This window comes from Cellulomonas alba, from assembly GCF_030362835.1.
Classification (GTDB): Bacteria; Actinomycetota; Actinomycetes; order Actinomycetales; family Cellulomonadaceae; genus Cellulomonas; species Cellulomonas alba.
Map to the genome: position 1 here is coordinate 1,758,534 of NZ_JAUCGQ010000001.1, position 25,392 is coordinate 1,783,925.

Annotated in this window: 21 protein-coding genes and 1 pseudogene; 7 read left to right on the plus strand and 15 right to left on the minus strand. The window is 75.3% G+C overall.

The features are described from left to right. Positions 1–11: 11 nt before the first annotated feature. Positions 12–1,637 (plus strand): non-homologous end-joining DNA ligase LigD, encoded by a 1,626-nt coding sequence (gene ligD, locus QRT04_RS08070; RefSeq protein WP_289454705.1) that lies wholly within the window; start codon positions 12–14, stop codon positions 1,635–1,637. A gap of 60 nt (positions 1,638–1,697) precedes the next feature. Here the strand turns inward: ligD and QRT04_RS08075 are convergent, their stop codons facing one another. The 3 genes from QRT04_RS08075 to QRT04_RS08085 all read right to left on the minus strand — a co-directional run bounded on the left by QRT04_RS08075 (position 1,698) and on the right by QRT04_RS08085 (position 4,855). Next, a complete protein-coding gene (locus QRT04_RS08075) occupies positions 1,698–2,603 on the minus strand; it encodes a hypothetical protein (RefSeq protein ID WP_289454706.1) in 906 nt (301 codons plus the stop codon). 210 nt (positions 2,604–2,813) lie between these two features. Next, the gene (locus QRT04_RS08080; RefSeq protein WP_289454707.1) at positions 2,814–3,359 is read right to left on the minus strand and encodes a DinB family protein; all 546 of its coding nucleotides are present in this window, start codon (positions 3,357–3,359) and stop codon (positions 2,814–2,816) included. 266 nt (positions 3,360–3,625) lie between these two features. Then, positions 3,626–4,855, minus strand: coding sequence for a GAF domain-containing protein (locus QRT04_RS08085; protein WP_289454708.1), 1,230 nt, complete (start codon positions 4,853–4,855; stop codon positions 3,626–3,628). Positions 4,856–4,968: 113 nt separating this feature from the next. On the opposite strand from QRT04_RS08085, the gene QRT04_RS08090 reads away from it, so the two are divergent. Further along, positions 4,969–5,574: a TetR/AcrR family transcriptional regulator gene (locus tag QRT04_RS08090; RefSeq protein WP_289454709.1), complete on the plus strand. Its 606-nt coding sequence runs from the start codon at positions 4,969–4,971 to the stop codon at positions 5,572–5,574. Positions 5,575–5,690: 116 nt separating this feature from the next. Next, positions 5,691–6,863, plus strand: a complete 1,173-nt coding sequence (locus tag QRT04_RS08095; protein ID WP_289454710.1) for a methyltransferase — start codon at positions 5,691–5,693, stop codon at positions 6,861–6,863. Between the two features lie 471 nt (positions 6,864–7,334). Here the strand turns inward: QRT04_RS08095 and QRT04_RS08100 are convergent. From QRT04_RS08100 to QRT04_RS08115, 4 genes and pseudogenes are all read right to left on the minus strand, one after another. Further along, positions 7,335–7,919: pseudogene (locus tag QRT04_RS08100) on the minus strand (1-acyl-sn-glycerol-3-phosphate acyltransferase); the annotation flags it as partial. An 89-nt stretch (positions 7,920–8,008) separates the two neighbouring features. Then, positions 8,009–8,833 (minus strand): patatin-like phospholipase family protein, encoded by an 825-nt coding sequence (locus tag QRT04_RS08105; protein ID WP_289454711.1) that lies wholly within the window; start codon positions 8,831–8,833, stop codon positions 8,009–8,011. A 22-nt stretch (positions 8,834–8,855) separates the two neighbouring features. Further along, positions 8,856–9,467, minus strand: a complete 612-nt coding sequence (locus QRT04_RS08110) for a potassium channel family protein (RefSeq protein WP_289454712.1) — start codon at positions 9,465–9,467, stop codon at positions 8,856–8,858. A gap of 144 nt (positions 9,468–9,611) precedes the next feature. Then, positions 9,612–10,331, minus strand: coding sequence for an alpha/beta fold hydrolase (locus QRT04_RS08115; RefSeq protein WP_289454713.1), 720 nt, complete (start codon positions 10,329–10,331; stop codon positions 9,612–9,614). Between the two features lie 55 nt (positions 10,332–10,386). Here QRT04_RS08115 and QRT04_RS08120 point away from each other — a divergent pair, with 55 nt between their 5' ends. From QRT04_RS08120 to QRT04_RS08135, 4 genes are read left to right on the plus strand one after another with little or no spacing between them, the layout of a single operon-like run. Next, the gene (locus QRT04_RS08120) at positions 10,387–12,312 is read left to right on the plus strand and encodes an NHL domain-containing thioredoxin family protein (protein ID WP_289454714.1); all 1,926 of its coding nucleotides are present in this window, start codon (positions 10,387–10,389) and stop codon (positions 12,310–12,312) included. Positions 12,313–12,323: 11 nt separating this feature from the next. Continuing rightward, the gene (locus QRT04_RS08125; protein ID WP_289454715.1) at positions 12,324–12,548 is read left to right on the plus strand and encodes a DUF1990 family protein; all 225 of its coding nucleotides are present in this window, start codon (positions 12,324–12,326) and stop codon (positions 12,546–12,548) included. Between the two features lie 60 nt (positions 12,549–12,608). Then, positions 12,609–13,004: a hypothetical protein gene (locus tag QRT04_RS08130; RefSeq protein ID WP_289454716.1), complete on the plus strand. Its 396-nt coding sequence runs from the start codon at positions 12,609–12,611 to the stop codon at positions 13,002–13,004. Beyond that, a complete protein-coding gene (locus tag QRT04_RS08135) occupies positions 13,001–13,639 on the plus strand; it encodes a TetR family transcriptional regulator (RefSeq protein WP_289454717.1) in 639 nt (212 codons plus the stop codon). Before QRT04_RS08130 ends, QRT04_RS08135 begins: the two co-directional genes overlap by 4 nt. A gap of 39 nt (positions 13,640–13,678) precedes the next feature. Here the strand turns inward: QRT04_RS08135 and QRT04_RS08140 are convergent, their stop codons facing one another. The 8 genes from QRT04_RS08140 to QRT04_RS08175 form a co-directional block, all read right to left on the minus strand. Then, positions 13,679–15,109 carry a GGDEF domain-containing protein gene (locus QRT04_RS08140; RefSeq protein ID WP_289454718.1) on the minus strand — a complete coding sequence of 477 codons (1,431 nt, stop codon included), beginning with the start codon at positions 15,107–15,109 and terminating at the stop codon, positions 13,679–13,681. 84 nt (positions 15,110–15,193) lie between these two features. Continuing rightward, positions 15,194–16,987 carry an ABC transporter ATP-binding protein gene (locus QRT04_RS08145; protein ID WP_289454719.1) on the minus strand — a complete coding sequence of 598 codons (1,794 nt, stop codon included), beginning with the start codon at positions 16,985–16,987 and terminating at the stop codon, positions 15,194–15,196. Further along, the gene (locus tag QRT04_RS08150; protein ID WP_289454720.1) at positions 16,984–18,924 is read right to left on the minus strand and encodes an ABC transporter ATP-binding protein; all 1,941 of its coding nucleotides are present in this window, start codon (positions 18,922–18,924) and stop codon (positions 16,984–16,986) included. The genes QRT04_RS08145 and QRT04_RS08150 overlap by 4 nt, the downstream gene beginning before the upstream one ends. Positions 18,925–19,066: 142 nt before the next feature. Next, positions 19,067–19,300, minus strand: a complete 234-nt coding sequence (locus QRT04_RS08155; protein ID WP_289454721.1) for a DUF6458 family protein — start codon at positions 19,298–19,300, stop codon at positions 19,067–19,069. 115 nt (positions 19,301–19,415) lie between these two features. After that, positions 19,416–21,407 (minus strand): S9 family peptidase, encoded by a 1,992-nt coding sequence (locus tag QRT04_RS08160; RefSeq protein WP_289455736.1) that lies wholly within the window; start codon positions 21,405–21,407, stop codon positions 19,416–19,418. 363 nt (positions 21,408–21,770) lie between these two features. After that, on the minus strand, positions 21,771–23,840 hold the full coding sequence (locus tag QRT04_RS08165; protein WP_289454722.1) for a cytochrome c oxidase assembly protein: 2,070 nt from the start codon (positions 23,838–23,840) through the stop codon (positions 21,771–21,773). Beyond that, on the minus strand, positions 23,837–24,433 hold the full coding sequence (locus QRT04_RS08170) for a copper resistance CopC family protein (protein WP_289454723.1): 597 nt from the start codon (positions 24,431–24,433) through the stop codon (positions 23,837–23,839). The genes QRT04_RS08165 and QRT04_RS08170 overlap by 4 nt, the downstream gene beginning before the upstream one ends. 277 nt (positions 24,434–24,710) lie before the next feature. Then, the gene (locus QRT04_RS08175; protein ID WP_289454724.1) at positions 24,711–25,382 is read right to left on the minus strand and encodes a hypothetical protein; all 672 of its coding nucleotides are present in this window, start codon (positions 25,380–25,382) and stop codon (positions 24,711–24,713) included. Between the last annotated feature and the right edge of the window lie 10 nt (positions 25,383–25,392).

Below are 25,392 nucleotides of genomic sequence, written 5' to 3' on the forward strand. Positions count from 1 at the left end.
ACCCTGGTGCCATGCCCGCCAAGCGCCGCGCGACGAACAAGGCGCCCGAGCCCGGCCTCGACACGTACCGCTCGATGCGCGACTTCGACCGGACACCCGAGCCGTCGGGTGCCCCGCCCGCGCCCGACGCCGCCGGCCGCCGGCGGTTCGTCGTCCAGCGCCACCGCGCGCGCCGGCTGCACTACGACCTGCGGTTCGAGATCGACGGCGTGCTCGTCAGCTGGGCCGTCCCCAAGGGCCCGACGCTCGACCCGTCGGCGCGGCACCTCGCGGTGCACGTCGAGGACCACCCGCTCGAGTACGAGGACTTCGAGGGCGTCATCCCCGGCGGCCAGTACGGCGGGGGCGACGTGATCGTCTGGGACCGCGGCACCTGGGAGCCGCACGCGACCGACGACCCGGCCCAGGCCGTCAAGGACGGCGAGCTGCACGCCGACATGCACGGCGAGAAGCTGCGCGGCCGCCTCGTGCTGATCCGGCGTGACGAACCCGCCGACGGCGGCAAGGAGCAGTGGATCCTCGTCCACAAGCACGACGACGACGCCGTCGAGGGCTGGGACCCCGAGGACCACCCCCGCTCGGTGCTGAGCGGCCGGACGAACGACGAGGTCAAGGCGGACCCGGACCGGCTCTGGCGCTCCGACCTGCCGCCGGCGGAGGCGTCCGTCGAGCTCCACCCCGCCGTCCCGGCCGCGACCGACGACGACCTCGCGGCGCTCGCCGACCTCGGCGCCGCGGGCACGTGGGAGGTGTTCGGCCGCCGCCTGCGCGTGACGAACCTCGACAAGGTCCTGTTCCCGGGCCGCGGCGACGAGCCGCCCGTCACGAAGCGCGAGCTGCTCGCCTACACGGCCCGCATCGCGCCCGTCGTCGTCCCCCACCTGCGGGGACGGCCGCTCAACCTGCACCGCTACCCGCAGGGCGCCGACCACGGCGGCTTCTGGCACAAGCAGCTGCCCGACCACGCACCCGACTGGCTGCCCCGGTGGGTCAACCCCGACGCGGACGACGACGACACGACCACCTACCTCGTCGCCGACGAGCCCGCCGCGCTGCTGTGGGCCGCCAACTTCGGCGGCCTCGAGTGGCACGCGTGGACGTCCACCACCGATCACCCCCACCGGCCGACCTACGCGATGGTCGACATCGACCCCGGCACCTCGACCGCGTGGGAGGACGTGCTGGTGCTGGCCCGCCTGCACCGCGACGCGTTCGAGCACCTCGGTGTCCGCGCGTACCCGAAGGTGACGGGCCGCCGCGGCATCCAGGTGTGGATCCCGATCGCGCCCGGTCCGAGCTTCGACGACACCCGCGCATGGGTCGAGCGGCTGTCGCGCACCGTCGGAGCCGTCGTCCCCGACCTGGTCAGCTGGAAGTGGGGCGTCCGCGAGCGCGGCGGGCACGCCCGCCTGGACTACACGCAGAACGCGATCAACAAGACGCTCGTCGCGCCGTACAGCCCGCGACCGGCCGCCGGCGCACCGGTGTCCGCGCCGATCACCTGGGACGAGCTCGACGAGCCGTGGCTGCGGCCCGACGCGTTCACCGTGCGCACGGTGCTGGACCGCGTGGCGGAACGCGGCGACCTGTTCGCGGGCGTGCTGCGCACCGACCAGAGGCTGCCGCGGCTCGCCTAGCTGCGGGCGTCCCGGGTCGGGGGTCGCCGCCGCGGGTGCCGCGGGTGGGTCAGCCGGGCGTCAGCGCTGCGAGGCCTGGTCGCGGAGCTCGTCGGGCGTGACGACGAAGCCCCCCGCGTCGACCACCGTGCCGCCCACCGCGCGCCAGAGCGCGGACATCGCGCGGCCGACGACGGGCCGCATGCGGCCGCGCGCGATCGCGAGCAGCGGCGACGCCGGGTCCATCTCGACGTCCGGCGACGACGACCACGCCACGCGGTAGGCCCACGGCCCGTGCTCGCGCCAGTCGAGGGAGGCGAGCACGGCAGGCTGGTGCGTGGGGCGCGCGAGCTCGATCGTGAGCGCACCGTCGAACTCGAACATGGCGGTGATCGAGAACGGCACGGGCCCGGGACCGGCGCCCGCAGTGCGCGGCTCGCCGAGGCGACCGCCCGCGAGCGCGGGGCGCAGCAGCGGCAGCGCGTCCTGCGCGCTCATCGGCACCGCGGTCCAGAGCGTGAGGTCGAGCAGCTCGCCGCGGTCGGGCACCACGACGCTCGACCCGTCCGCGGGGACGACCGCGCCGCTCGCACGACGCGCGGCGGCCACCAGCCAGGCACGCGCCGTCTCGGCCGCGGCTTCGCCGACCGCGGCGAGCGAGAGCTCGTAGACGTCGGCCGGCTGCGCCGCGAGCCCGGTCGCCACCGCCGAGCCCAGTGCGACCGGGCGAGGCCCGAGCAGGTCGACCGCCGCGTCGAGGCGCATGACGCCGGGCGCGGCGACCGTGACGCCCGCCGCCGCGAGGCCGCGGAACCGGGCACCTGTCATCGGCCGGACGACCGCGTCCTGCGCGCTCACCGGCCGCCGCGTCCACACCGCGTCGGGGAACCAGGCGCGTGCGAGCTGCAGCACGTCGGTGCCGGTGGGGACGACGAGCAGGTCTCGACCGTCGAGCGTCTGGGGAAACGCCTGTGCCGGGGCTGTCATGGCGCGACGCTAGCCAACGATTGCTGCGCGCCCGTTTCGGCTGTGTGACGGTGTGACGTCCCAGGTCAGAGGCCTCGTCCACAGAGGTGGGCCGATTCCTCCGGATTTCCTGGGAACTCTACACACGGGTGTGGACGAACCCTGTGGATAACTCCGCGCCCTGAGCCGGGGACTCGCGGCGGTCGGACGGGGCGCGCAGTCGGCGGCTCGTCAGGCGTGGACGTCGTGGAGGTGGTGGACCACGTCGTGCAGGAAGTACTGGCCGAGCGTGCGGACCGTGAACACCGACCCGTTCGACCGGCGCCCCGGCCGCTCCCACTGGTCGTCGCGCACCGCGTCGAACCGGGCGGCGATCGCGTCGGCCGCGTCGACCAGCTCGTCGGCGACGAGCGCCGGGTCCTGCAGGTCGTACCGGTCCGCGAGCGCCGTCGCGTCCTGGTCCCAGTTCTCGAACGGCGGGTCGTCCTGCTCGAGCATGAGCGCCAGGCGGCCGTCGAAGATCCGCAGCACGTCACGCACGTGCGCGCCGTACTCGAGGGTCGACCACACCGCGGGCTCGGGCCGGACGCGCACGTCGTGACGCGCGAGGGCCGAGACCCACCGCGGCGTCAGGTCGCGCACCGTCGCGCCGATGCCGCGCGGGTCGACGTCGTGCGCCGCGAAACCGCACTCGGGGCAGCGGGCGTCGAGCACCCACGTCCAGTCCTTGGTGTCGGGCTCGATCTCGGGGGCTCCGCCGGCCGCGTCGTTCGTCATGCGGGAACGTTACAAGCCGCGGGAAGGGCGTCGACGAAGTGGTGACCGGGCGGCGGGTCCCCTCCGACCTCCGCCCGGCCACCGAACACCTGGCCCCCGCCTGACAGCGCCGAGCATGGTGTCCGGCCCGCCTCCGCTTCCGGTCGGAGACAGCCCGGATGATGGGACGATACGGGCGTAGGCGTTGCATCTGCGTTGCAGCCACTACTCCGAACGGGTGAACCGCGAGCGCGCGGCGCGCACGGGAGCGCAGCCGCGGGACGAGGTCAGCGGATCAGGCGGCTGCGGAGCAGCTCGAGCCGACCGAGCGCCTGCGCGCGCGTCGGCGTGCCGCGCGGCGCCAGCGTCACGAGCCGCTCCCACGCCTGCCAGTCGTCGGCCCCGTCGTCGCGCGCGACCCACCGGGACAGCACGGCGGGCGCGGCGCTCGCCAGCAGCGACGCCCGGACGTCGGCCGCGAGCTCGTCGCGCAGGCGCTCCACGCCGGGCGCCTCCGACCGCACCAGCAGCGGACCCGGGTAGGCCGTCAGGGCACCGCCGAGGTCGCCCGACGAGAGGCGCGCCCGCACCACGTCGAGGTCGGTGCGGAGCGGCGCACCGAGCCGGTACGGCGCGGCGTCCGAGAGCAGCGGCCCGACGAGCCGGCGCAGGCGCGAGACCTCGGCGCGGACCGTGACGTCGGAGAGGAGCTGGTGCGACAGCAGCACCGCGAGCTCGTCCGCCCGCAGGCCCGCGGGGCGCTGCGACAGGAGCAGCAGGATCTCGGCGTGGCGCAGGCTCAGCCGCGTCTCGCGTCCGTCGACGACGAGCGCGGGCGGCCCGCCGAGCAGGCGGAGCCGGGAGGCGCTCGTCGGCCGGCGGCGTGGCCCGGTCTGCTCGTCACGCGCGATCTGCGCCTCGACGGCCGCCGCCGTCGCGCGCACGAGCGACATCAGCACGGGCGAGCCGACCACGTCGCCGCCCGTCACGTCGAGCACGCCGACGACCTCGCCCGAGGGCGCGCGCACGGGTGCGGCGGCGCAGCTCCACGGCTGGACCGTCCGCGTGTAGTGCTCGGTCTGGACCACCTGGGCGGCCCGCCCGGTGACGAGAGCGATGCCCGGCGCGTTCGTGCCGGCCGACTCCTCGCTCCAGACGGCGCCCTCGACGAACCCGACCGGCGAGAGCCGGCGCGCGACGTCACGGTCGCCCTCGACCCAGAGCAGGCGACCCGAGGTGTCGGTGATGGTCGCGACCCACGGCTGCTCGCGCCCGACGAGCAGGTCGCGCACCGCCGGGAGGGCCGCGGCGATCTTGAGCGAGCTGCGGTAGTCGACGAGGGCCGAGCCCTCCATGTCGACCGCGACCGCCGGGATCTCGGGGTCCACGCCGCTTCGGGCGCTCCGCCGCCACGAGTCCGCGACGATGGCCCGGACCGCTCGGCCTGCCAGGCGCCCGGTCGTGATGAACCGCTCGTGCGCGGCGCGCACGCGGTCCGTCGTCACGACGTCGCTCATCGAGACCTCCCGGCGACCTCTTCGCCTGGGAAGAGTGTACGAATTTCCTGATTGTTCTGCGCCGATGTCAGATCCCGTGCGGGTTTCCTGACACATTGTGCGACCATGTCAGCATGCCCAAGATCATCGGCGCGTCCCTGCACGAGCACCGCGAGCAGACGCGCCTCCGGCTGTTCGACGCGCTCTCGCGGCTGATGGCCGAGCAGGGCTTCGACGCGATCACGCTCGCGCAGATCGCGGCCGAGGCCGGCGTCGGGCGGACCGCCGTCTACAACCACTTCTCCGACAAGGAGTCTCTGCTGCTCGGGTTCATCACGTACGAGACCGAGCAGTACGCCGTGGCGCTGCAGAAGGCGCTCGACGACATCGACGACCCGGTCGAGCGTCTCCGCACGTACGTCCGCCAGCAGGTCGAGCTCGCGTCATCGCACCACGTGACGCCCGGCCCCGAGCTGCGCACGGTCCTGTCGCGCGGCACGCAGCAGCGCATGCGCGAGCACGTCGTGGTGGTCGAGCGCATCCTGCGCGGCATCCTGACCGCCGGCATCGAGTCCGGCGTGTTCCCCGAGCAGGACCTCGACGTCACCGTGCCGCTCGTCAACGCGTGCCTGTCCGGGCGGGGCGTCGCCGAGGACGCCGCGGGCCGCGAGCGCGCGCTCGAGCAGACGGAGGCGTTCGTGCTGCGGGCCGTGGGGGCGACCGCCCCGGTGCGGGCCTGAGCCGGCCGGCCCGGCGCGGCGGCAGCGACGACGGGCGCGGCGGCGCGGCGGGACGCGGCAGCCGTGCCGGAGGCTCCGGTGGCGGACCCGCGCGTGCCGGTCGTGACGAGCGGCCCGTGCCGGGTCGGCGACCCAGCGCCCGGCAGTCGGAGCCCGCACGGCGCCAGCACGGCCGTCCCGCGGCCGACACCCGCCGGTCCGGCCACGCGTCGCGCGGCCACGGCGTCGACCTCGAGCTGACGTTCCTGCCCGGCCTGGGCGACGTCCTGCGCGACGAGGTCGACGAGGTGCTGCACCCCGCGCGCCACGCCCGGCCCGCGCCCGGCCGCGACGACGCGCTCGTCGTCCGGCACGAGGGTCGGGTGTCCGACGCGCTGCGCCTCCGGACCGCCGTCGCCGCCTTCGTCAGCCTGCACTTCGACGTACCGCGGCCGCGGTCCCTGACGAGCGGCGACCACCTGGCGCGGGTCGTCGACGCGGTCGGGCTGTCGTTGCGGTCGGTGTCGTCGCGCTCCTTCCGGTTCGAGGCCGCGGGCGCCGACTCGGCGGTGTTCACGCGGCTCGCGAGCCTGGTCTCGCAGGCCACCGGGCTGACGCACGACCCCGTCGACGGCGAGCTGGTGATCCGGGTCCGGCGCGCGCACCGGTCGCCGGGCTCGGACGTCGACCCGGGCTGGGACGTGCTCGTGCGGATCGGGCCGCGGCCGCTGTCGGCGCGACCGTGGCGGGTCGTCGACTACCCGGGCGCCGCCAACGCGACCATCGCGGCGGCCATGGTGCGGCTCGCGGGCGTGCGGGCCGGGGACCGCGTCGCGAACCTCATGTGCGGCTCGGGGACGCTCCTGGTCGAGCGGCTGCTCGCCGGTCCGGCCGCCGCAGCCGTCGCGGTGGACGTCGCGGACGACGCCGTCGAGGCTGCGCGGGCCAACCTCGTCGCGGCGGGCCTCGAGCCGTCCGACGGCGACGGGCCGGTGCGGCTCGTCACGGGCGACGCGCTGGACCCGGCGGCGTGGACGCGCGGCGGCCCGGGCTACGACCTCCTGCTCGCCGACCCGCCGTGGGGCGGCCTGCACGGTGAGCACGCCACCAACGAGGCGCTGCACGCCGGGCTGCTGCGCGCGGCGCACGCGGCGTCACGGCCGGGCGCTCGGCTCCTCGTCCTCACGCACGAGGTCCGCGTCATGCACCGCTGCCTGCGGGACGCCGGCCACCTCTGGCAGCTGCGCGACGAGCTGCGGGTGTTCGCCAAGGGCCACCACCCGCGCGTCTTCGTGCTCGACCGCGTCTGACGCGAGCGCGGGCGACGGGTCGACCAGTGCGGCGACCGGCGCGTCGGCGAACGGCTGCGGCGGCAGCGCGGCAGACGCCCAGCGCGGCGTGCGCCGCACCCCGGGCGGCGGCGGCTCGAGCGTCGCCGGCTCGTGGTCGGAGATCCACTCGTCGACGCGCAGCCACCACGCGAACAGCCATGCCTCCTGCGCGTCCGCGTCGTCGGGGATGTCCGCCGGCTCGACGGCCCACCCCTTCATGACGAGTCGCTTGTCCATCGGCAGCTCGCGCCAGACGTCGCGGACGGTGACGAGTCGGTCCAGGCCCGTGTGCGCGACGAAGACGACGCCCGCGTCCGGCTGCTCGTCGAGCGCCGAGAGGATTCCGCCCGCGTGCGGGGCCATGACGTTGTGCATCCGCTCGGCGGCTGCGACGAGCTCAGCGCGCCCGCGGCTGCGCAGCGCCTCGATCCGCGCGAGCCGGCGCCTGGGCGTGAAGTTGCCGCCCTCGGGGAAGATCAGCAGCGCCGCGCGCGGGCCGAGGCTCCGCGCGAGCTGGCCCACCGCTCCCGACAGACCGGGCGTCCCCTCGCGCCGGCTGCCCCGCGGCGTGACGAACGTCGCCGGCAGGCGGTTGAGCAGGATGTCGATCGCGGGGTCCCACTGCAGGGTGTCCTTGAGGACGATGCGCGGCTCGCGGTCGAACCGGTCGAGCAGCGCATGGACCAGGATGAACGAGTCGCCGGGCCCGGCGTGCCGGCTCGCGACGACGATCGGCCGCCCGGCGAACACCCGGCCGAGGTCCGCGTCCACGACGTCGACCTCGAGGCGCAGCGTCCACGCCGCCTGCCAGAACAGGATCTGCAGCGCGCGGCGGACCATCACGTAGTGCGCGTGCTCGAACGCCGGGCGGCGGATCGCGTACCCGAAGCCGGAGGCGATCCACAGCACGAACGCCGAGACGACGAGCGCCGCGTCCCAGAGCACGTAGAAGCTCGCCATCCACAGCATCCGCGGGGTGCGGAACCGGCCGGGCGTGAGCCAGGTGAGCACGCCTCCGACGAGGATCACGAGCATCAGGCTCGTCGGGACCAGCAGCACCGCGAGGGCCACCAACGCAGGAGCCAGCGTGAGCCGGCGCAACCACCGCGGGGGCAGCCGCCAGGTCACGAGGCGAGGCTCTCGAGGTACGCGACCGTCGCCGCGTGCGCCGTCTCGATCCGTGTCCGTGTCGCGTCCATCCGTCGGTACGAGCCGAGCTTCTCGTCGCCCGGCTGCGGGCCGCCGCTCGGCAGGACGTGCACCGCGACGCCGTCGGGGACCGCACCGATCTCGCGCGTGAACCGGTGCCGGCGCGCGATCTCGAAGCTGATCCGCGCGACGTCCGCCGGCCCCGTCGGCGCCGCGAGCGGCTCCTCGATGCGTCCGACCTGCAGCACGTAGATCTCCGTGGCGCCGCGGCGGACGGCCTCGCCGAGCGGGATCGAGTTCACGATGCCGCCGTCGACGAAGTGCTGGCCGTCGATCTCGGTCGGCGGCAGGACACCCGGCACCGACGCCGACGCGAGGACTGCGTCGACCACCGGCCCGGAGTCGAACCAGCGCTCGCCGGCCGTCTCGATGCACGCCGCGGCGACCGCGAGCGGCGTCCGGAGGTCGCGGAACGTGGTGCCCGCGCCGACCATCCCGTCGAGCAGCTCGCGCAGCGGTGCGGGGTCGTTGAGGTGCGTCCGCGACTTGGCGAGGCGCCGGAGCTGGCGGGGCCAGGAGTCGCCGTAGACGGCCGCCGCCGCGGGTGACGCCCACGCCTCGACGAGCCGCTCCACGACCGCCGGCGTCGGGTCGCTGGCCACGGCCGCGCCGTTGATGGCGCCGATCGACGTGCCGACCACCAGCTGCGGCCGGATGCCCGCCTCGAACAGCGCCTGCAGCATGCCGACCTGCACTGCGCCGCGCACACCTCCGCCGCCGAGCACGAGTCCGACCGTCACGGCTCGATCGTGGCACACCCCGTCAGTCGGCACCCGGCTCGGCGTTCGGTGCCGCGGCGGGCCCCACGTCCGCGACCTCGCGCGTGAGCCCGCGCCGCGCCGCGGCGATCACCACCCGCACGAGCACGGCCAGGAACGCCAGGTCGAGCAGCACCTGGACGCTGACGACGACGCGTGCCGCGTGGTCGACGGGCGCGATGTCGCCGTAGCCGACGGTGCCGAGCGTGACGATCGTGAAGTAGAGCGCGCCGGTGCGGTCGAGCGACTCCGAGAACGCCTCAGGGTCGGCGTGCGACATCGTCAGGTAGATCACCGCGAAGATCACGAGGAACAGGAACAGCGAGACGACGGCCGTCTCGACCGCGCGCAGCACGGGATAGCGGGCGCGGACGATCGCGCGGACCTCGATGACGACGACGAAGGCGAACAGCAGGCCGCCGAGCAGGATCTCGAGCACCGCGAGCGTGCCGGTGGGCCGGCGCTCGTCGAACGTCACGAGGTAGTAGCCGCCGAGGACCGCGACGACGCCCAGCGCGCTGCGCACGACAGCCCAGAGGACGGCCCGGCGGCCGGCGCGCTCGGCCATCGACGCGCGGGCGAGCTCCCCCAGCTGGTGCGAGCCCTGGGTGGTCATGGCGCACGTCCCGTCGCTGGTCAGGCCGTCGATCGGCGGTGCCGACGTCCGCCGGCGAACGCCGGCAAGCCCACCCTAGGAATCGGACACCCCGGCGTCCTGGCGACACGACGATGCATGTCGTCGCGGTCCACCGCGCGTGAGTCAGTCGCGGCAGGCCTGGACCAGCGCGGCCGCGAGCTCCGCCGGCCGCGAGAACATCGCCCAGTGGCCGGTCGGCAGGTCGACGAACGTCAGGTCCGGGTAGTCGAGCAGCTCCGTGTGGAACGGCGCGTCGTGGCTGGCGAGCGCCATCAGCTGCTCCGCCGAGATGCTCGTGCACACCGCGGTGACCGGCACCGCGAACCGGCCCGGATCGGCCATCCGCGCCACCCCGGTCGCCACGAGCCCGGGCTGCGGCACCGCGCGTTCGCGGAACCGCGTCAGCGCACCGTCGTCGAGCCCGGCGAGACTCGACCCCTGCGCCTCGAGCTCCTCCCACGCGGGCAACGGGATGTCGGTGACGCCCGGCGGCAGCGGCGGGTTCAGCGCGGCGCCGTCGACGAGCGGCCCGGAGTCGAGGTACACGACGCGCGCGTACCGGCCGGGATCACGGTCCACGACCTCCCCGACGAGCGCGCCACCGCCCGAGTGCCCGACCAGCACCACCGGCCCGTCGAGCCCCGCCGCGAGCGCGCGGACCGCCTCGACCTGGTCCTCACGCGTCACGGTGGCACGGTCCGGCGCGTCGTCCGTCATGCCCGGCAGCGTCACCGGATGCGGCACGAGCCCGGCATCGCGCAGCGGGCCGACGACGTCGTCCCATGCCCAGCCGCCGAGCCAGAAGCCAGGGACGAGGACCACGTGCACCGCTGTGTCAGCCATCGCCCGAGCATCCCGCGGACCACTGACACGAGCCGGGCTGACGGACAATGGCTGGGTGAGCTCCCCCACCCGTCTGCCTCGCGTCCGTGCGTCCGAGCTCGTCGGGCGCGGCTGGCTCAACACCGGTGGCCGCACGGTGACGCTGCAGGACCTGCGCGGCAAGATCGTCGTCCTCGACTTCTGGACGTTCTGCTGCATCAACTGCCTGCACGTGCTCGACGAGCTGCGTGAGCTCGAGGAGAAGCACCGTGACGTCCTGGTGATCGTCGGCGTGCACTCGCCGAAGTTCGTCCACGAGGCCGACCCCGACGCGCTCGCGGCAGCGGTCGAGCGCTACGAGGTGCACCACCCCGTGCTGGACGACCCGCAGCTCGTCACGTGGCAGGCGTACACGGCGCGCGCGTGGCCGACCCTCGTCGTGGTCGACCCGGAGGGTTACGTCGTGGCGCACATGGCCGGCGAGGGGCACGCGCACAACCTCGCGGTGCTGGTCGACGAGCTGGTCGCGGAGCACGAGGCGAAGGGCACGCTGCACCGCGGCGACGGGCCGTACGTCGCGCCCGAGCCGGTCGCGGGGACGCTGCGGTTCCCGGCCAAGGCGGTCGCCCTGCCGAACGGCAACCTGCTGGTCGCGGACGCGGGCCACCACTCGATCGTCGAGCTGGCGCCCGACGCGGAGACGCTCGTGCGGCGCATCGGCTCGGGGTCGCGCGGGCTCGTGGACGGCGGGCCCGCCGTCGCGCGGTTCGCCGAGCCGAACGGGCTGTGCCTCGTGCCCGACGAGCTGCGGCCGTGGCTGGGCGTCGACGTCGTCGTCGCGGACACCGCGAACCACGTGCTGCGCGGCGTGCGGCTGGCCGACGGGACGGTCACGACGCTCGCCGGGACCGGCGAGCAGTACATGGTCGGGGCGGCGGACAACGTGCTGCCGTGGGCGGACGACGAGCCGCGCGACCGCGGCGGCGTGGGCTACCACGGTCCGCCGCTCGACGTGAAGCTCTCCTCGCCGTGGGACGTCGTCTGGTCCCCGCGGCTGGCGGCGTTCGTCGTCGCGATGGCCGGGAACCACACGCTGTGGGCGTTCGACGGCAAGGAGGGCTCGCTCGAGCACCTCGCGGGCACCATGAACGAGGGGCTCGTCGACGGGGCGTCGGCCGACGCGTGGTTCGCGCAGCCGTCGGGGCTCGCGGTCGGGCCCGACGGGCGCATCTGGCTCGCGGACTCGGAGACGTCGGCGCTGCGGTGGGTCTCGCCCGACGGCGGCACGGTGACGACGGCGGTCGGTGCGGGCCTGTTCGAGTTCGGCCACCGGGACGGCTCCGCGGACGAGGCGCGGCTGCAGCACCCGCTCGGGGTCGCGGTGCTGCCCGACGGATCCGTCGCGATCGCGGACACGTACAACGGGGCGGTCCGCCGGTTCGAACCGGGTGCCGACGGGACGCCCGGGGTCGTGACGACGGTCGCCACCGGGCTCGCCGAGCCGTCCGGGCTCGTCGTCGTGCCTGCCCCCGACCCTTCCTCTACGCCCACGCTGCTGGTGGTCGAGTCGGCGGCGCACCGGATCACGCGCGTCGCGCTGCCGGACGGCGTCGGCGCCGTGGTCGACGGCGGCACGCACCGCACGCAGCGGCCCGTGACGGAGCTCGCGCCGGGCGAGGTGCGGCTCGACGTCGTGTTCACGCCCGCCTCCGGCCAGAAGTACGACGACCGCTACGGACCGTCCACGCGCCTCCAGGTCTCGTCGACACCGCCCGGGCTGCTGCTCGACGGTGCGGGCGACGACGTGGCGTTGCACCGCGTGCTGCGGCTCGACCCCGCGGTCGCCGAGGGCGTCCTGCACGTGACGGCGCAGGCCGCGAGCTGCGACGCCGACCCCGCGATCGAGTACCCGGCCTGCCACCTGAACAGCCAGGACTGGGGCGTGCCGGTGCGGGTCGTCGCGGGCGCGCCGGCCGAGCTGACGCTGCCGCTGCACGGCTGACGGACGACGCCGTGGTGCGCGGGCCGCTCGACGAGCGCCCTCTGACGTACGACCTGGTGGGCGCGACGGTGCCTGCCGAGGCCCGCTGGCAACCGCCCGCCGGGCACCGCGCGTATGAGGCGTCCGTGCGGCTCGGCACCGGCGACGCCTGCTGGGCGGCCGCGTCCGCCGCCGTGCTCGCGTGGGGCGTCAAGACGCGGAGCGGGTTCACGGTGCGGCCCGTGCTCCAGATTTGAGCACTCGCTCAACTCCTGGTAAGACTTGAGCAGGCGCTCAAATCCGCTTAGGAGGCCGCGATGATCGACCAGCCCGCTCCGGCTCCCTCCAGCGCGGCGCACTCGAGACCGGCCCGCTCCACGACGCCCTGGATCGTGGCGGCCGTCGCGGCCACCGTGACGCTCGGCCCCGTCGGCCTGGCGGCCGTCGGCGAGGTCTGGCTGCTGCGCGCGCACCCGACGAGCGCCTCGCAGCGCAACTGGCGGCTCTTCGGGCTGACGGCCCTCACGACCGCCTTCGTCACCGGGCTCGTCGGCGGGATCGTCGGGCTCGTGCTGGGGCTCGAGCACCCGCCCACGGCGTGGTTCGCCTTCATCGAGGGCGGCATCGCGGGAGGGGTGCTCGGGCTGCTGCTCGGCAGCTGTGTCGGCGCCGTTCTCGTCGCTGTCTCCCACCGCCAGTCCGCCGCCGAGTGAAGACGCGCGACAAGCTGCTCGCCGCGGCGGCTGACGCCCTGGCGGCCGAGGGCGTCAGCGCGATCTCGGGCCGCTCGATCGCCGCACGCGCCGGGGTCAACCAGGCGCTCGTCTTCTACCACTTCGAGAGCGTGGCCGACCTTCTCGCCGCCGCGGTCCGCTGGTCCGTCGACGAGTCCGTCGCCGACTACCGGCGGCGGCTGGCGGACGTCTCGACCCTCTCGGAGCTGCTCGCGCTGGGCGACACGCTGCAGGCCGTCGAGCGAGACCGCGGAAACGTCGCCCAGATGGCCCAGGTGATGGCCGGCGCCCAGCAGGAGCCGCGGCTCGCGGAGGCGGCGAGGTACGCGATCGACGCCTGGGCCGCCGAGGTGGAGGCCGTGATCGCGCGCGTCCTCGAGACGTCGCCGCTCGGCGGGCTGCTGGACGCAGCGGGAGCCGCACGCGCCGTCACCGCGGCGTTCATCGGGCTGCAGCTGTACGAGGGCGTCGATCCCGCAGGTGCACGGTCGGCGACCGACGCCCTCCGCGTGCTCGGCGTGGTGGCCGAGACGGTCGACGGCCTCGGACCGGTCGCGACCCGCGCGCTGCGCGCCCGGGTCAGAAGAAAGGTCACGCGCGCCGGTCGCGCGTGACCCGCGCCCGGGCGGGCCGGGGTCGGACCGCGGAAGACGTCAGGTCGCGCCGACCACCGCGACGGCCACGAGCGCGTCGAGCGCCGTCCGCACGGGCGCGTCGGTCGCCGCGGCCTCCGCCGCCCCGATCTCCACGACCCAGGTGTCGTGCTCGACCACCGTGGTCCGGGTGGCGCGGCCCAGCTCGGCCGGGCTGCCGCCGCGCGCGATCGCCGACGCCGCCTCGCCCTCGGCTCGGCGCATCAGGACGGCCCACTCGGCGCCGCCGAGCGTCTCGGTCACCGCCGCGGCGAACGCGCACAGCCGCGGCACGACGCCCGACTGCGCGGCCGCGATCGCGGCCGAGCCGGAGACGACGACCCGCTCGGCGGTGACCGTCGGGTCCGCCTCGACGGCGATGGCGGCCTTCGCGGCCCGCGCGCGGGCGCGCTTCGCGCGGTACTGCGCCGAGTCGGCCTGGCGGAACAGGTGGCGCGCGGACACCGGGCCGGTGACCGCAGTCGACGCGATGCCGTAGGAGATGGCGGCGCCGTGCGCGAGCGGGAACGCAGAGATGGTCTCGGCGACGACAGAGGCGACCTCCGCCCGACGGCGTCCCACCGTGACGAGGCAGAACTCGTCGCCGCCGATGCGCGCGGCGGTCGTGCCGGGCAGCGCCTCGGCGGCGCGGCGCAGCACGTCAGCCACGGAGCGGAGCAGGTCGTCGCCCGCATCGTGGCCGAGCTCGTCGTTGACGCGCTTCAGCCCGTCGACGTCGCACATGACGACGCACGTCTCGTGGCCCGACTCGAGTGCCGTCTCGGCGGAGGCGTCCGCGACGCGGCGGTTGGCCAGGCCGGTCAGCGGGTCGTCGGCGACGAGGTGCCGCACCTGGGCCTCGAGGTCGACGCGTGCGACCGCGCCGGCCACGAGCGCGGCGAGCACCTCGGCGCGCGCGACGTCGTCGACCCGGAAGAGGTCGGCGCCGAGCGACCGGGTCGCGTACAGCAGGCCCCAGACGGCGCCGTTGACGATCACGGGCACCGCGAGTCCGGAGGCCGAGTCGAGCTCGCGCAGCGTCGCGACCTCGGCCGGGTCGCCCGCGTCGGCGTCGTCGGGGGCAGTCGGCTCGCCGCTGGTGTCGACGGCGTGGGCCACCCAGCTCGCGCGGTCGCGGATGAGCGCGCGCAGCGCGGGCCGGTCGTCGGCGCGGAACGCCGTGCGCATGACCCACACCTCGCGCGGCTCCGTCGGCTCCGGGTACGCGCGCAGCACGCGGCACGTCTCCTGCTCGATGCGGCACAGCGCGACCGTGCCGGCCTGCAGGATCTCGACGCCGAGCTCGGTGGCCGCGTGGGCGACGTCGTCGAGGTCGCGGCACCGGTCGAGCCCGTGCGCGGCGATCGCGAGCGCGCGCACGTCGGCGCGCGTCGCCGCAGCCGTGGACGCGGCGACGCTGACGTGCCGTGCCCGGCCCGACGATCGCGTCACCGGAACATCATCGACCCTCGCGGAGCAACCGCCATGCAGGTCACCCGTGAGAGGTCGGTGAGATCACCCAAACGCGCAAATCGGTCACCGGTAGGCCGCCGCCTGCAGGTCGTACAGCTCGGCGTACAGGCCACCCTCCGCCATGAGCTCCTCGTGGGTGCCCGCCTCGACCACGCGGTGGTCGGCCGCGACCAGGATCAGGTCTGCCATCCGCACCGTCGAGAAGCGGTGCGAGACCAGCAGCGTGATCGCCCCGGTCGCCCGGCCGACGGCCGCCGCGTGTGCCGCGTACCGCTCGTAGAGGTCGTGCTCGGCCTGCGCGTCGAGCGCCGACGTCGGCTCGTCGAGCACCACGAGCAGAGGCGCCTCGCGCATCATGGCGCGTCCGAGCGCGAGCTTCTGCCACTGGCCGCCCGACAGCTGCGCGCCGGCCGTGTGGCTCGTGCCGAGCGAGGTGTCGAGGCCGTTCTCGAGCCGCTCGAGGACGTCCGCGGAGTGCGCGCGGTCGAGCGCGTCGAGCACCGCCGGGTCGTCGTCGACGTGCGGCAGGTCGCCAACACCGACTGCGTGCCGCGCGAGCAGCTCGAACCGGCAGAAGTCCTGGAAGCCGGCGGCCGTCGCGTCACGCCAGGCGAGCGGGTCGATGTCCGCGAGGTCGACGCCGTCCACCGTCACGCGGCCCGCGGTGGGCGCGTAGAACCGGCACAGCAGCTTGACGAGCGTCGTCTTCCCGGCGCCGTTCTCGCCGACGATCGCGACGCTCGACCCGGCGGGCAGGTGCAGGTCGACGCCCTCGAGCACGGGCCGGTCGGTGCCGGGGTACGCGAACGAGACGCCCTCGAACCGGATGCCGTCGGTGAGGCCCGCCGGCATCGGGACCGTCGCCTCGCGCCGCCAGCCGCCCTGGGCACGCACCATCGCGCGCATCCACCGCAGGTCCGCGAGCGAGCGGGCCATCCGCTGGAGCTGCTGCAGGATCGTCACCGCCGAGGTGACCTGCTGGTTCACCTGGGCGGCGAGCGTGATGACGAGCACGACGTCGCCGACCGTCCGGTCGCCACGCAAGGCGTCCCGCACCACGACGAGCGTCGCGAGCACGTACCCGACCGCGAACGTCAGCTGACCCGCGACGCGCAGAGCGTCGGCCCGCACCTCGCCGCGCCACAGCGTCCGGCTCGCGGAGTCCCACGCGCCGCGATGGCGCGCCGCGACCTCGTCCTCGAGCCCGCACGCGCGGAGCTCCTTGGCGGCGCCCGCGTCGCCGGCGAGGATGAAGAGGTGCCGCGCCAGCCGGTTGTCCGACGCGGACTGCGCGCGCGCGTCGCCGATCACCTTCTCGGCCCGGCGACCGAGCACGAGCGGCGGGACCGCCGCGATGGGCAGGAGCAGCAGCCACGGGTTGAGCCGCGCGAGCAGCACGGCCGTGATGACGAGCGCGACGCCGAGCCCGATCGACGACAGCAGCGCCTGCATGGCACCCCAGCCGGACCGGTTCAGCTCGCTGCGGAGCACCTGGAGCCGGTCCGCGTACTCGGGCCGCTCGTGGTGCTCGATGCCCGGCGAGTCGTGCGACAGGGCGACGAGCTCCTGCTCGAGGTGGATCACCGCGAGGTCGCCGAGCTCGAAGTAGAAGATGTGCGCGAAGTGCCCCGCGGTCAGCGCCGCGACGACGAGCACCGCCACGACGCAGGCCGCGACCGTCGCACCGCGCGCGTCACCACGCACCGCCGCGTCGGTCAGCGCCGCGAGCGCGGGCGCCGCGAGCGGCATCGCGACCGCCTCGAGCACCATCAGCACCGTCGACAGCGCGAGCTTGCCCGGCCCGACGCGCCACGCGATCGCGAACAGCTGCGCCGCACCGCTCACCGTCTGCCTCATGCGCGCGCCTCCGTCAGCTCGTCGTCGGGTTCGATCCGGTTGCCGTCGGCGTCGAGGCCCGCGGCGAACCGCTCGGCCTGGAGGTGGAAGAGCCGCGCGTAGGTGCCGCCGGTGGCGAGCAGCTCGTCGTGCGTGCCCTGCTCGACGACCCGACCGCCGTCGACCACGACGATCCGGTCCGCGTGGCGCACGCTCGAGAACCGGTGCGAGATCAGCACGGACGTCACGCCGCGGGTCAGCTCGACGAACCGCTCGAAGAAGGCGGCCTCGGCCCGGACGTCGAGCGCCGACGTCGGCTCGTCGAGCACCAGGACGCGCGCGCCCGCCCCGAGCGCGTAGAGCGACCGCGCGATCGCGATCCGCTGCCACTGGCCGCCCGACAGGTCGGCGCCGCCCTCGTAGGACCGCGACAGCGGCGTCTCGAACCCGCTCGGCAACCCGTCGACCACGTCCAGGATGCCCGCCTTCTCGGCGGCGTCCCGGACCGCGGCGTCGGTGCGCGCGGTCGCGACGGCACCGAACGCGATGTTGTCCGCCGCCGAGAGCTCGTAGCGGACGAAGTCCTGGAAGATCACGCTCACGTGCCGGCGCCACTCGTGCGCGTCGACCGCGCGCAGGTCCGTCCCGTCGACGGTGATGCGGCCGCCCGTCGGCTCGTGCAGCCGCGTCAGCAGCTTGACGAGCGTCGTCTTGCCTGCGCCGTTGACACCGACGATCGCGGTGCACAGCCCGGCCGGCAGCTCGAGGTCCAGGCCGTCGAGCACGCGCCGGTCGCTGCCCAGGTACCCGAACGTGACGCCCTCGAACCGGAGCGCAGCGGCGGGCGCCTCGGGTGCGAGGTGGACGCGCTCGGGGACCGCGCCGCGCGTCCCGTCCCGGTCCTCCTCCGCGGCCTCGACCTCGGCGGCGCGCGCCTCGAAGGCACGCAGCGCGGACACCGCCTGCATCCCGTACTGGGTCGGCACGTCGGACTCGGGGTAGTACCCGCCGAGGGCGATCGCCGCGACCACCGACTGGATGCCGAGCGCGAGCGCGGTGAGCCCGATGTCGCCCGCGGCCGCCGAGCGTCCGATCGAGACGAGCACCCCGGCGGCGACCACGAGCCCGATCGCGGTGTAGAGCAGGTAGGGCGCGAAGTAGATCCGGCGGCGCTGCTCGGTGACCGGCCCGAGCATCGCGGTGACGGCCTCGGTGTAGCGGTCGGAGAACCACCCGGCGAGGCCGAAGACGCGCATCTCCTTCGCCGCGGCCGGGCCCATCGCGACCTCGCGCAGGTAGGTCGCGCGGCGCCGGTGGCCCGTGACGAGGCTCCAGGCGGTGGAGTACCGCCGCAGGCCGCCGCGCTGGCCGTACCGGAACACCAGGACCGCGACGACGAGCGCGGCGGCGGCCCACCACGAGGCGACGACGCCCACGACGACCGCGTACCCGACCAGCTGCACGTACCGGCCGAGCAGCGCGAGCAGGCCGGCGCAGGCGGCGCCGGGGCTGTGGAAGTCGTTGTCGAACTCGCGCGTCGCCTCGCTGAGCGCGTCGAGCGCCCGTTGGTCCTCGAGGGGCGCGATGCCGACGGTGCCGAGCGTCGCGCGGATGGCCCGCTCCCGCAACGCACCGTCGACGGCCCGCTGCATGCGCACACCGACCGCCGTCTGCAGCGGCGCGAGGACCTGCCGCAGCAGGAAGACGCCGGCGGCGGCGAGGAACACGCGGACGAGATGCGCCCACTCGGGCGAGCCGGAGCCGCCCTCGACGGCCGATGGGACCGCTCCCACCACGACGCTCGTCAGCAGCACGAACGCCACCGGGAGCAGCCCGACGACGAGGTCGAGGACCGTCAGCCCGACCACGAGGGGCCAGCCGGCCGCGGGCAGGAGCTGCGCGATTCCGCGGCGCGGGACGACCGCGCTCTGCCACCAGCTCGTCAACCGGGTCCGCATGGCCGGAACGTAGCGGTCGCCACCGACACCGACGAGCACGAATCTCACGTTCCGGGCACGGCACCCCTGGTCGGGCGGCCCGCCCGGACGAACCACCGGCCGGGCGGGGCGTGTCGTGCGCCTGCCGCCCGGCCGCTGGGGCTCAGACCGCCGGCGGCGCCGGGGGCACGTCGCGACGCTCGACGTCGACGACCTCGCGGTGCGTCGTGTTCGAGCGCTGCGCGTTGAGGACGAGCGCGAGGATCAGCGCGAGCACGCCCGCGCCCATGCAGATGTACCCGATCACCGTCAGGTCGACCCCGGAGACGTGGTCGCTCACGGCGAACGACAGGATCGCGCCGACGACGATGAGGAAGATGCCAGCACCGATGCCCATGTCGAGTCCTCACTTCCCGCCGGGCGAGGGGGTCCCGGCTGTTGGTGCACCAGGCTGACCGCTCGCCCGGCGGCTCGCACGCCGAGACGGCTCGATCACACTTTCGGGTGATCGACTATCCGAGGACTTCGGGGTACGCGATCGTCTCGTCCAGCACGTGCTCGGAGAGGAACGCCGACACGGTGCCGTACCAGACGACGGCGTGCTGCGGGCTCAGCACCCAGTGGTTCTCGTCGGGGAAGAAGAGGAACCGGTGCGGGGTGCGCCCCTCGTCGTCGGCCGCGAGCCCCGACCGCGAGACGAGCTCGTACCAGAGCCGCAGCCCCTCACCGATCGGCACGCGGTAGTCCTTGTCGCCGTGCACCACGAGCATCGGCGTCACGATCCGCTCGACGTGCAGGTGCGGCGAGTTCGCCCGCGCCATCTCGGGCGACAGCTCGCGCTCCCAGTAGTACGCGCCGTCGGTCGTCGGGCCGAACTGGTCGAGCGCCCAGAGGCTCGCGTGCGTGACGATCGCCCGGAACCGGTCCGTGTGGCCCGCGATCCAGTTGGCCATGTAGCCGCCGAACGAGCCGCCCATCGCGGCCGTGCGCGTCTCGTCGATGTCGTCGCGCGCGACGGTCGCGTCGGTGATCGCCATGAGGTCGGTGAACGGCGCGGCGCCCCACTGCCCCCAGCCCGCCTGGATCATGTCCTGGCCGTAGCCCGTCGACAGAGCCGGGTCGGGCAGCAGCACGGCGTAGCCCTGCGCGACGAGCAGCCACGGGTTCCAGCGCCACGACCAGGCGTTCCACGAGTTCAGCGGGCCACCGTGCACCCACAGGAGGAGCGGGTGCGGGCCGTCGCCGGACGGGAGGGCGAGCCACGCCCGGACGCGCCGGCCGTCCTCGACCGTCGTCTCGAGCTCGGTGAGGCGGCCCGGCAGCTCGGGCAGCGGCGCGGGAGCGCGCAGCGGCTGCGCCGCGACGGGCTCGGTCGACGTCAGGTCGATCCGCACCGGGTGGGCGGGCGCCGCGTAGGACGTGCGCATCGCGTAGCCCGTGCGGCCGTCCGGCGAGACGCGGACGTCGCTGAACGCCGCGTCGTCGCTCGTCACGCGGCGCACGTCGCCCGACTCGAGGTCGACGCGGAACACCGGCCCCCGTCCGTCGTCGTCCGCGACGACGAGGAGGCCCGACGAGTCCGGCAGCCAGCCGATCTCGGCCGGCCAGCGGTCCCAGTCGGCGCCGAGGGTGCGCGCCTCGCCGCCGGCCAGCGGCACGACGCGCAACGTCACGCGCGGCGCGCGCTCGGGGGTGGAGTGCGCCTCGTGGGCGAACGCGACCCACGCGCCGTCGGGCGAGACGACCGGATGCCACAGGTCCGCGTCCGGGTTGTCGACCAGCACCCGCTGCTCCCCGGACGCGACGTCGATCGCGACGAGCACGGAGCGCGAGTCACCGCGAGCCTCGCGACGCGTCCAGCCCGTGACGACCGTCGCGCCGTCCGGCGAGATCGCGGACGCCTGGTCGACGAGCGCGTTGTGCTGGCCCGCGGTCAGGTCGGTGAGCTCGACGCGCGGCTCCTCGTCCCCGGCCGCGGCGGGCGCCGACGACGGCAGCCGCCCGGCGAGCAGGTGCGGGCTGTCGGGGCCGAGGTCCGAGTCCCAGTGCCGGATCGGGTAGCCGTCGTGCAGCATCGCCGCGACCTTGCGCTCCTTGCGCAGGCCGCGCAGGCGCTCGTCGTCGGCCGCGTCCTTCGCCGAGGGCAGCAGGTCGCTCGTGACGAGGACGACGTCGGCCTCGCGCGCCACGTGCACGCCGCCGACGCCGGCCTTCCGCTCGGCCACCACGCGGGCCTCGGCGCCGTCGCGCGGCAGCAGCCAGAGCGCCGGGACCGGCTCGTCGTCGTCACCGCCGGGACGGGCCGACGTGAACAGCAGGTCGCCGTCCTGCGTGAAGGCGGCGCTCGACTCGCCCTTCGCACCGCGCGTCAGGCGCCGCGCCGGTCGCTCGCCCGCGGGGTCGACCTCCCACAGCGAGGTGACGTACCGCGTGCGCTTCTCGTCGAGCGTCGCGACGGCCGTGACCAGTCGCGTGCCGTCCGGCGAGAGCGTGAGCCCCGACATGCGGGGCAGGGCGATGTAGGAGTCGAGGCTGTGGAACGGGGTCGCATCGGTCACCGGTCCGTCCTATCACGCGCTCGCAGGCGCACCGGACGCCCGCGCGGCCCCGACCCCGCGGCCCCGGCCCCGACCGGCCGTCGACCCCGTGAGTTCCGCCGGCTTGCGCGGGTCTCGACTCACGGAAACCGACCGAACTCGCGGGTTCGAGCGGGACTCACGGGTTGGAGCGGGACGCGCGGGCTCGAGCGGGACGCGCGGGCTCGAGCGGGACGCGCGGGCTCGAGCGGGACGCGTGGGCTCGAGCGGGTCTCACGGGCTCGAACCAGACTGACGGGCTCGGACGGGACTCGCGGGCTCGGTCGGGGCTCACGCGCCCGGGTGCGTGCCCCGGTCGTCGGAGTCGCGCTCCGCGAGGCGAGCCAGCATCGCGTTGTACTCGTCGAGCTCGAGGTCGCCCTCGCGCGCGACCTTGCGGTCGCGTCGGCGCGCCGCGCGCTCCTCGTCCTGCGACCACGCGTAGACGACGCCGATGGCGACCGCGAGCGTCGGGATCTCGCCGATGCCCCACGTGATCGCGCCGCCGGCCTGCTGGTCCGCGATCGCGCTCGGCCCCCACGTGCGACCCATCAGGCCGTACCAGTCGGCGACGAGCAGCGCGTCGCCGCCCACGAGCGTCACGCCGAAGAACGCGTGGAAGGCCATCGTGGCGAACAGCAGCAGCAGGCGCTGCGGGTACGGCAGCCGCTTGGGCCCGGGATCGACCCCGACGATGCCGTTGACGAACAGGTACCCCACCAGCGTGAAGTGCACGACCATCGCGTAGTGCCCGACGCCGGTGCGCAGCGACCACTCGAACAGGCCCGAGTAGTAGAAGACGATCATCGACGCGACGAAGTTGACCGCCGCGACCACCGGGTGGGCGAGGAACTGCCCGACGCGGCTCTGCACCAGCACGAGGATCCACTCGCGCGGCCCGCGCGACGCGTCGCCGGCCAGCAGCGAGGACCGCACGGGCAGCGCGCGCAGCGCGAGCGACACCGGCCCCGCGAGCGCCAGGAAGATCGGCACGACCGCGGCGAGCACCATGTGCTGCACCATGTGCGCGCTGAACAGCACGTGCCCGTACCGGTTCGGCGCACCCGAGGTGGCCCACGCGAACAGCAGCATCCCGACGACCCACGACGCCGTCCGCGCCCACGACCACGAGTCGCCGCGCCGGCGCAGCCGCCAGACCCACCGCAGGTAGACGACGATCGCCGCCCCGGCGGCGAACGCGAGCACCAGGTCCCAGTCCCACTCGGTGAACCACCGGACGGCCACGAGCGGCGGCGGCAGCGGGTGACCCGTCAGCTGGTACGCGGGCGTCGGGTCGGGCGGCGGCACCTCGGCGACCGGCGGCGCGGTCTCGCCGAGCGCCACGGCCACGCCGGAGACGGCGCCCATCACCGTCAGCTCCACGAGCACGAGCCGCCAGAAGAGCCCGCGCCGCGCCGGGTCCGCGACCAGTCGCGGCACCACGCGCCCGCGGTGCGCGAGGCCGATCACGCCGAGCACGCCGAAGAGCGCGACCTTCGTCAGCAGCAGCAGGCCGTACCTCGTCAGCAGGTCGTCCCAGCCGTCCACGCGGATGACGCCGTTGACGAGCCCGGACACCGCGATGCCGACGTAGCACCAGCCCGCGATCACCGAGTAGCGCGCCACCGCCGCCGCGATGTCCGCCCCGAGCCGCCGGACCACGAGCGTCAGCGCGGCGAGCCCGCCGATCCAGACGGCGGCCGAGACGAGGTGCACGACCATCGACGACACCGCGAGCGAGTGCCCCGCGGCGCCCGCCGCGTGCCCGAGCTGCGCCTGCTGCCAGAGCGCCGCGAGCACGGGCACGGTCGCCCAGGCGGCGCCGGTCGGCGTGCTCGACACCAGCGCCAGCCCGCTGACGAGCGCGGCGACGACCACGACGAACAGCAGCGTGCGACCCAGCGGGATCTGCGTGACGAACAGCCCGAGCTGCGAGCCGAACGTGCTCGCGGTCGGTGACGTGCCGGCCACGGTCGCGTACTCGAGCACGAGGTTGACGATCGCGAGCACCGTCCACACGCCCGCGGCCCACGCCGCCACGACGAGGGACCGCGGGTAGGCGGACCCGTCGGCGACCCCGAACCGCGCGGACGGGCGGCCCGCCCGGCGGTCGTTCGCGACCCGGCGCGGCAGCACGCCGACCGCGAGCACGAGCGCACCGAGCGTCACGGACCCGGCGAGCTCGGTGAGGGTGCTCGTCGCCGGCAGCCCCCACCGCACGACGGCGCCCGGGTCGCGCAGCACCGGTGCGAGCACGGCACCGGAGAACGCGACGCCGACGAGCGCGCAGACCGCGCCCGCGACCGCGAGCGCCGCGACCCACCAGGGCCGGGCGCTCGTGGGCGCGGGCGCGGTCGTCACTGCTCGTTGCGCCGCGAGACGAGCCAGGTCGCGAGGCCGACGCCGACCGCGACGACGAGCAGCAGGAACCCGATGAGCGCGGGCCGCACGTGGTTGTCGCCGTCGCCCCAGGCCTTCGGGTCCGCGGTGGGCGTCGACGTGGCGGTCGGGAGCGCCGTGGCAGCGGTCGGCCGCGCCGTCGCGGTGTCGGGCACGACGGCGGCCGCGCCGACCGCGGTGAACGTGAAGGTCCCGCTGACCGGGTGCCCGTCGGCAGACGTGACGCGCCACTTGACCGTGTACCTGCCGTCGGGGCGGGAGTCGGCGAGCGCCTGCGTCACGGTGTCGTCCGCGAGGCTCGGCCGGCCGACGCTGACGCGCGTGCCGTCCGCGGCCGTGACGACGATCTCGGTGCCGAGCTCTTGGGCGGGCTCGCCGAACGTCAGGGTCACGTGGTCGGGCGCCACGGCGACCGTCGAGCCGTCGGCGGGGTCGGTGCCGACCAGCTCGTCGTGCGCCTGGGCCGACGCCGCCCCGGCGACGAGGACGCCGCCCGTGGTGAGCAGGACGGCGACGAGCGCGCCGAGCCGGCGCGCGGCGGTGCGGAGGGTCACGCCCTCCAGGATCGCCCCGCGCGCCGGGTGCTCCGGGCGGGGCGGGAAGCCCAGCGCGGTGCGGCCGGCGGACGCGGGCGCGTGGGTGGCAGGGGAGTCAGGCAAGGTCGGGTTTCCTTCGTCCTGGCGCCGGCGGCCCGGGATGACGGGCAGGCTCGGCAGGGTCGGGGGTCACGGGACGCGGGCGGCCGCGACGTGGTCACGCACGCCCGGGTGCGCCGACGACGCCGTGCCGCGCGGCCGACGACGACCCGTGCACGGGCCGGTCGGGCAGCGGTCAGGCGAACGCCGGCGCTGCGACCGGTGGTCCCCGCAGCGACCACGACTCGGCGCGTCGGGCGGCGGGCAGGCGTCCGGCGCGCGGCGCGACCGTGACCCGCCGCAGCGCGGGCACCGTGACGGGCCGGAGCACCTCGACGAGCGGCCGCAGCCAGGCGGCCAACCACCACAGCGCGCGCTCCCCGCCCGCGACCAGCAGGCCGGTCACGACCGTCGCGAGCACGTGCAGCGCGAGCATGGTCCCGCCGCCGAGCACCACGTGGACCGCGGCGGGCGCGCAGCCCGCACCGGTGCCGCCGGGGACGGCCATGCCGCCCGCTCCGGCTGACAGCTCCGTGAGCCGGGCGGCGGCGCCCGCGACTCCGTGCCCCGCGTGCGGGCCCGCCGCGACCCCGGGGACGACGCACGTCATCGGCCCGACGACGCCGAGCGCGAGGTGGACGATCGCCTGGCCGGCGCCGAGCAGGCCCACCGCGAGCAGCGGGCCGAGGCGGCGACGCGTGGCGAGCACGGCGGGCGCGAACCCGAGCGCAGCGAGCGCACCGAGCAGGGTGGCCGACGGCGGCGCGCCGCCACCGAGCACGTGCGCCAGCGCACCGAGCGCCACCGTCGCCGCCGCCACGAGCGCCGCGCGCGCGGCGCGCAGCGGACCGGAGGCGGGGGACGGCATGCGCACACGG

Excerpts from the sequence above, each read along its gene's own strand:
- ligD (WP_289454705.1), top strand. The coding sequence starts at position 12 with ATGCCCGCCAAGCGCCGCGCGACGAACAAGGCGCCCGAGCCCGGCCTC.
- QRT04_RS08075 (WP_289454706.1), bottom strand. The coding sequence starts at position 2,603 with ATGACAGCCCCGGCACAGGCGTTTCCCCAGACGCTCGACGGTCGAGAC.
- QRT04_RS08080 (WP_289454707.1), bottom strand. The coding sequence starts at position 3,359 with ATGACGAACGACGCGGCCGGCGGAGCCCCCGAGATCGAGCCCGACACC.
- QRT04_RS08085 (WP_289454708.1), bottom strand. The coding sequence starts at position 4,855 with ATGAGCGACGTCGTGACGACGGACCGCGTGCGCGCCGCGCACGAGCGG.
- QRT04_RS08090 (WP_289454709.1), top strand. The coding sequence starts at position 4,969 with ATGCCCAAGATCATCGGCGCGTCCCTGCACGAGCACCGCGAGCAGACG.
- QRT04_RS08110 (WP_289454712.1), bottom strand. The coding sequence starts at position 9,467 with ATGACCACCCAGGGCTCGCACCAGCTGGGGGAGCTCGCCCGCGCGTCG.
- QRT04_RS08115 (WP_289454713.1), bottom strand. The coding sequence starts at position 10,331 with ATGGCTGACACAGCGGTGCACGTGGTCCTCGTCCCTGGCTTCTGGCTC.
- QRT04_RS08130 (WP_289454716.1), top strand. The coding sequence starts at position 12,609 with ATGATCGACCAGCCCGCTCCGGCTCCCTCCAGCGCGGCGCACTCGAGA.
- QRT04_RS08145 (WP_289454719.1), bottom strand. The coding sequence starts at position 16,987 with ATGAGGCAGACGGTGAGCGGTGCGGCGCAGCTGTTCGCGATCGCGTGG.
- QRT04_RS08150 (WP_289454720.1), bottom strand. The coding sequence starts at position 18,924 with ATGCGGACCCGGTTGACGAGCTGGTGGCAGAGCGCGGTCGTCCCGCGC.
- QRT04_RS08155 (WP_289454721.1), bottom strand. The coding sequence starts at position 19,300 with ATGGGCATCGGTGCTGGCATCTTCCTCATCGTCGTCGGCGCGATCCTG.
- QRT04_RS08160 (WP_289455736.1), bottom strand. The coding sequence starts at position 21,407 with ATGTCGGGGCTCACGCTCTCGCCGGACGGCACGCGACTGGTCACGGCC.
- QRT04_RS08175 (WP_289454724.1), bottom strand. The coding sequence starts at position 25,382 with ATGCCGTCCCCCGCCTCCGGTCCGCTGCGCGCCGCGCGCGCGGCGCTC.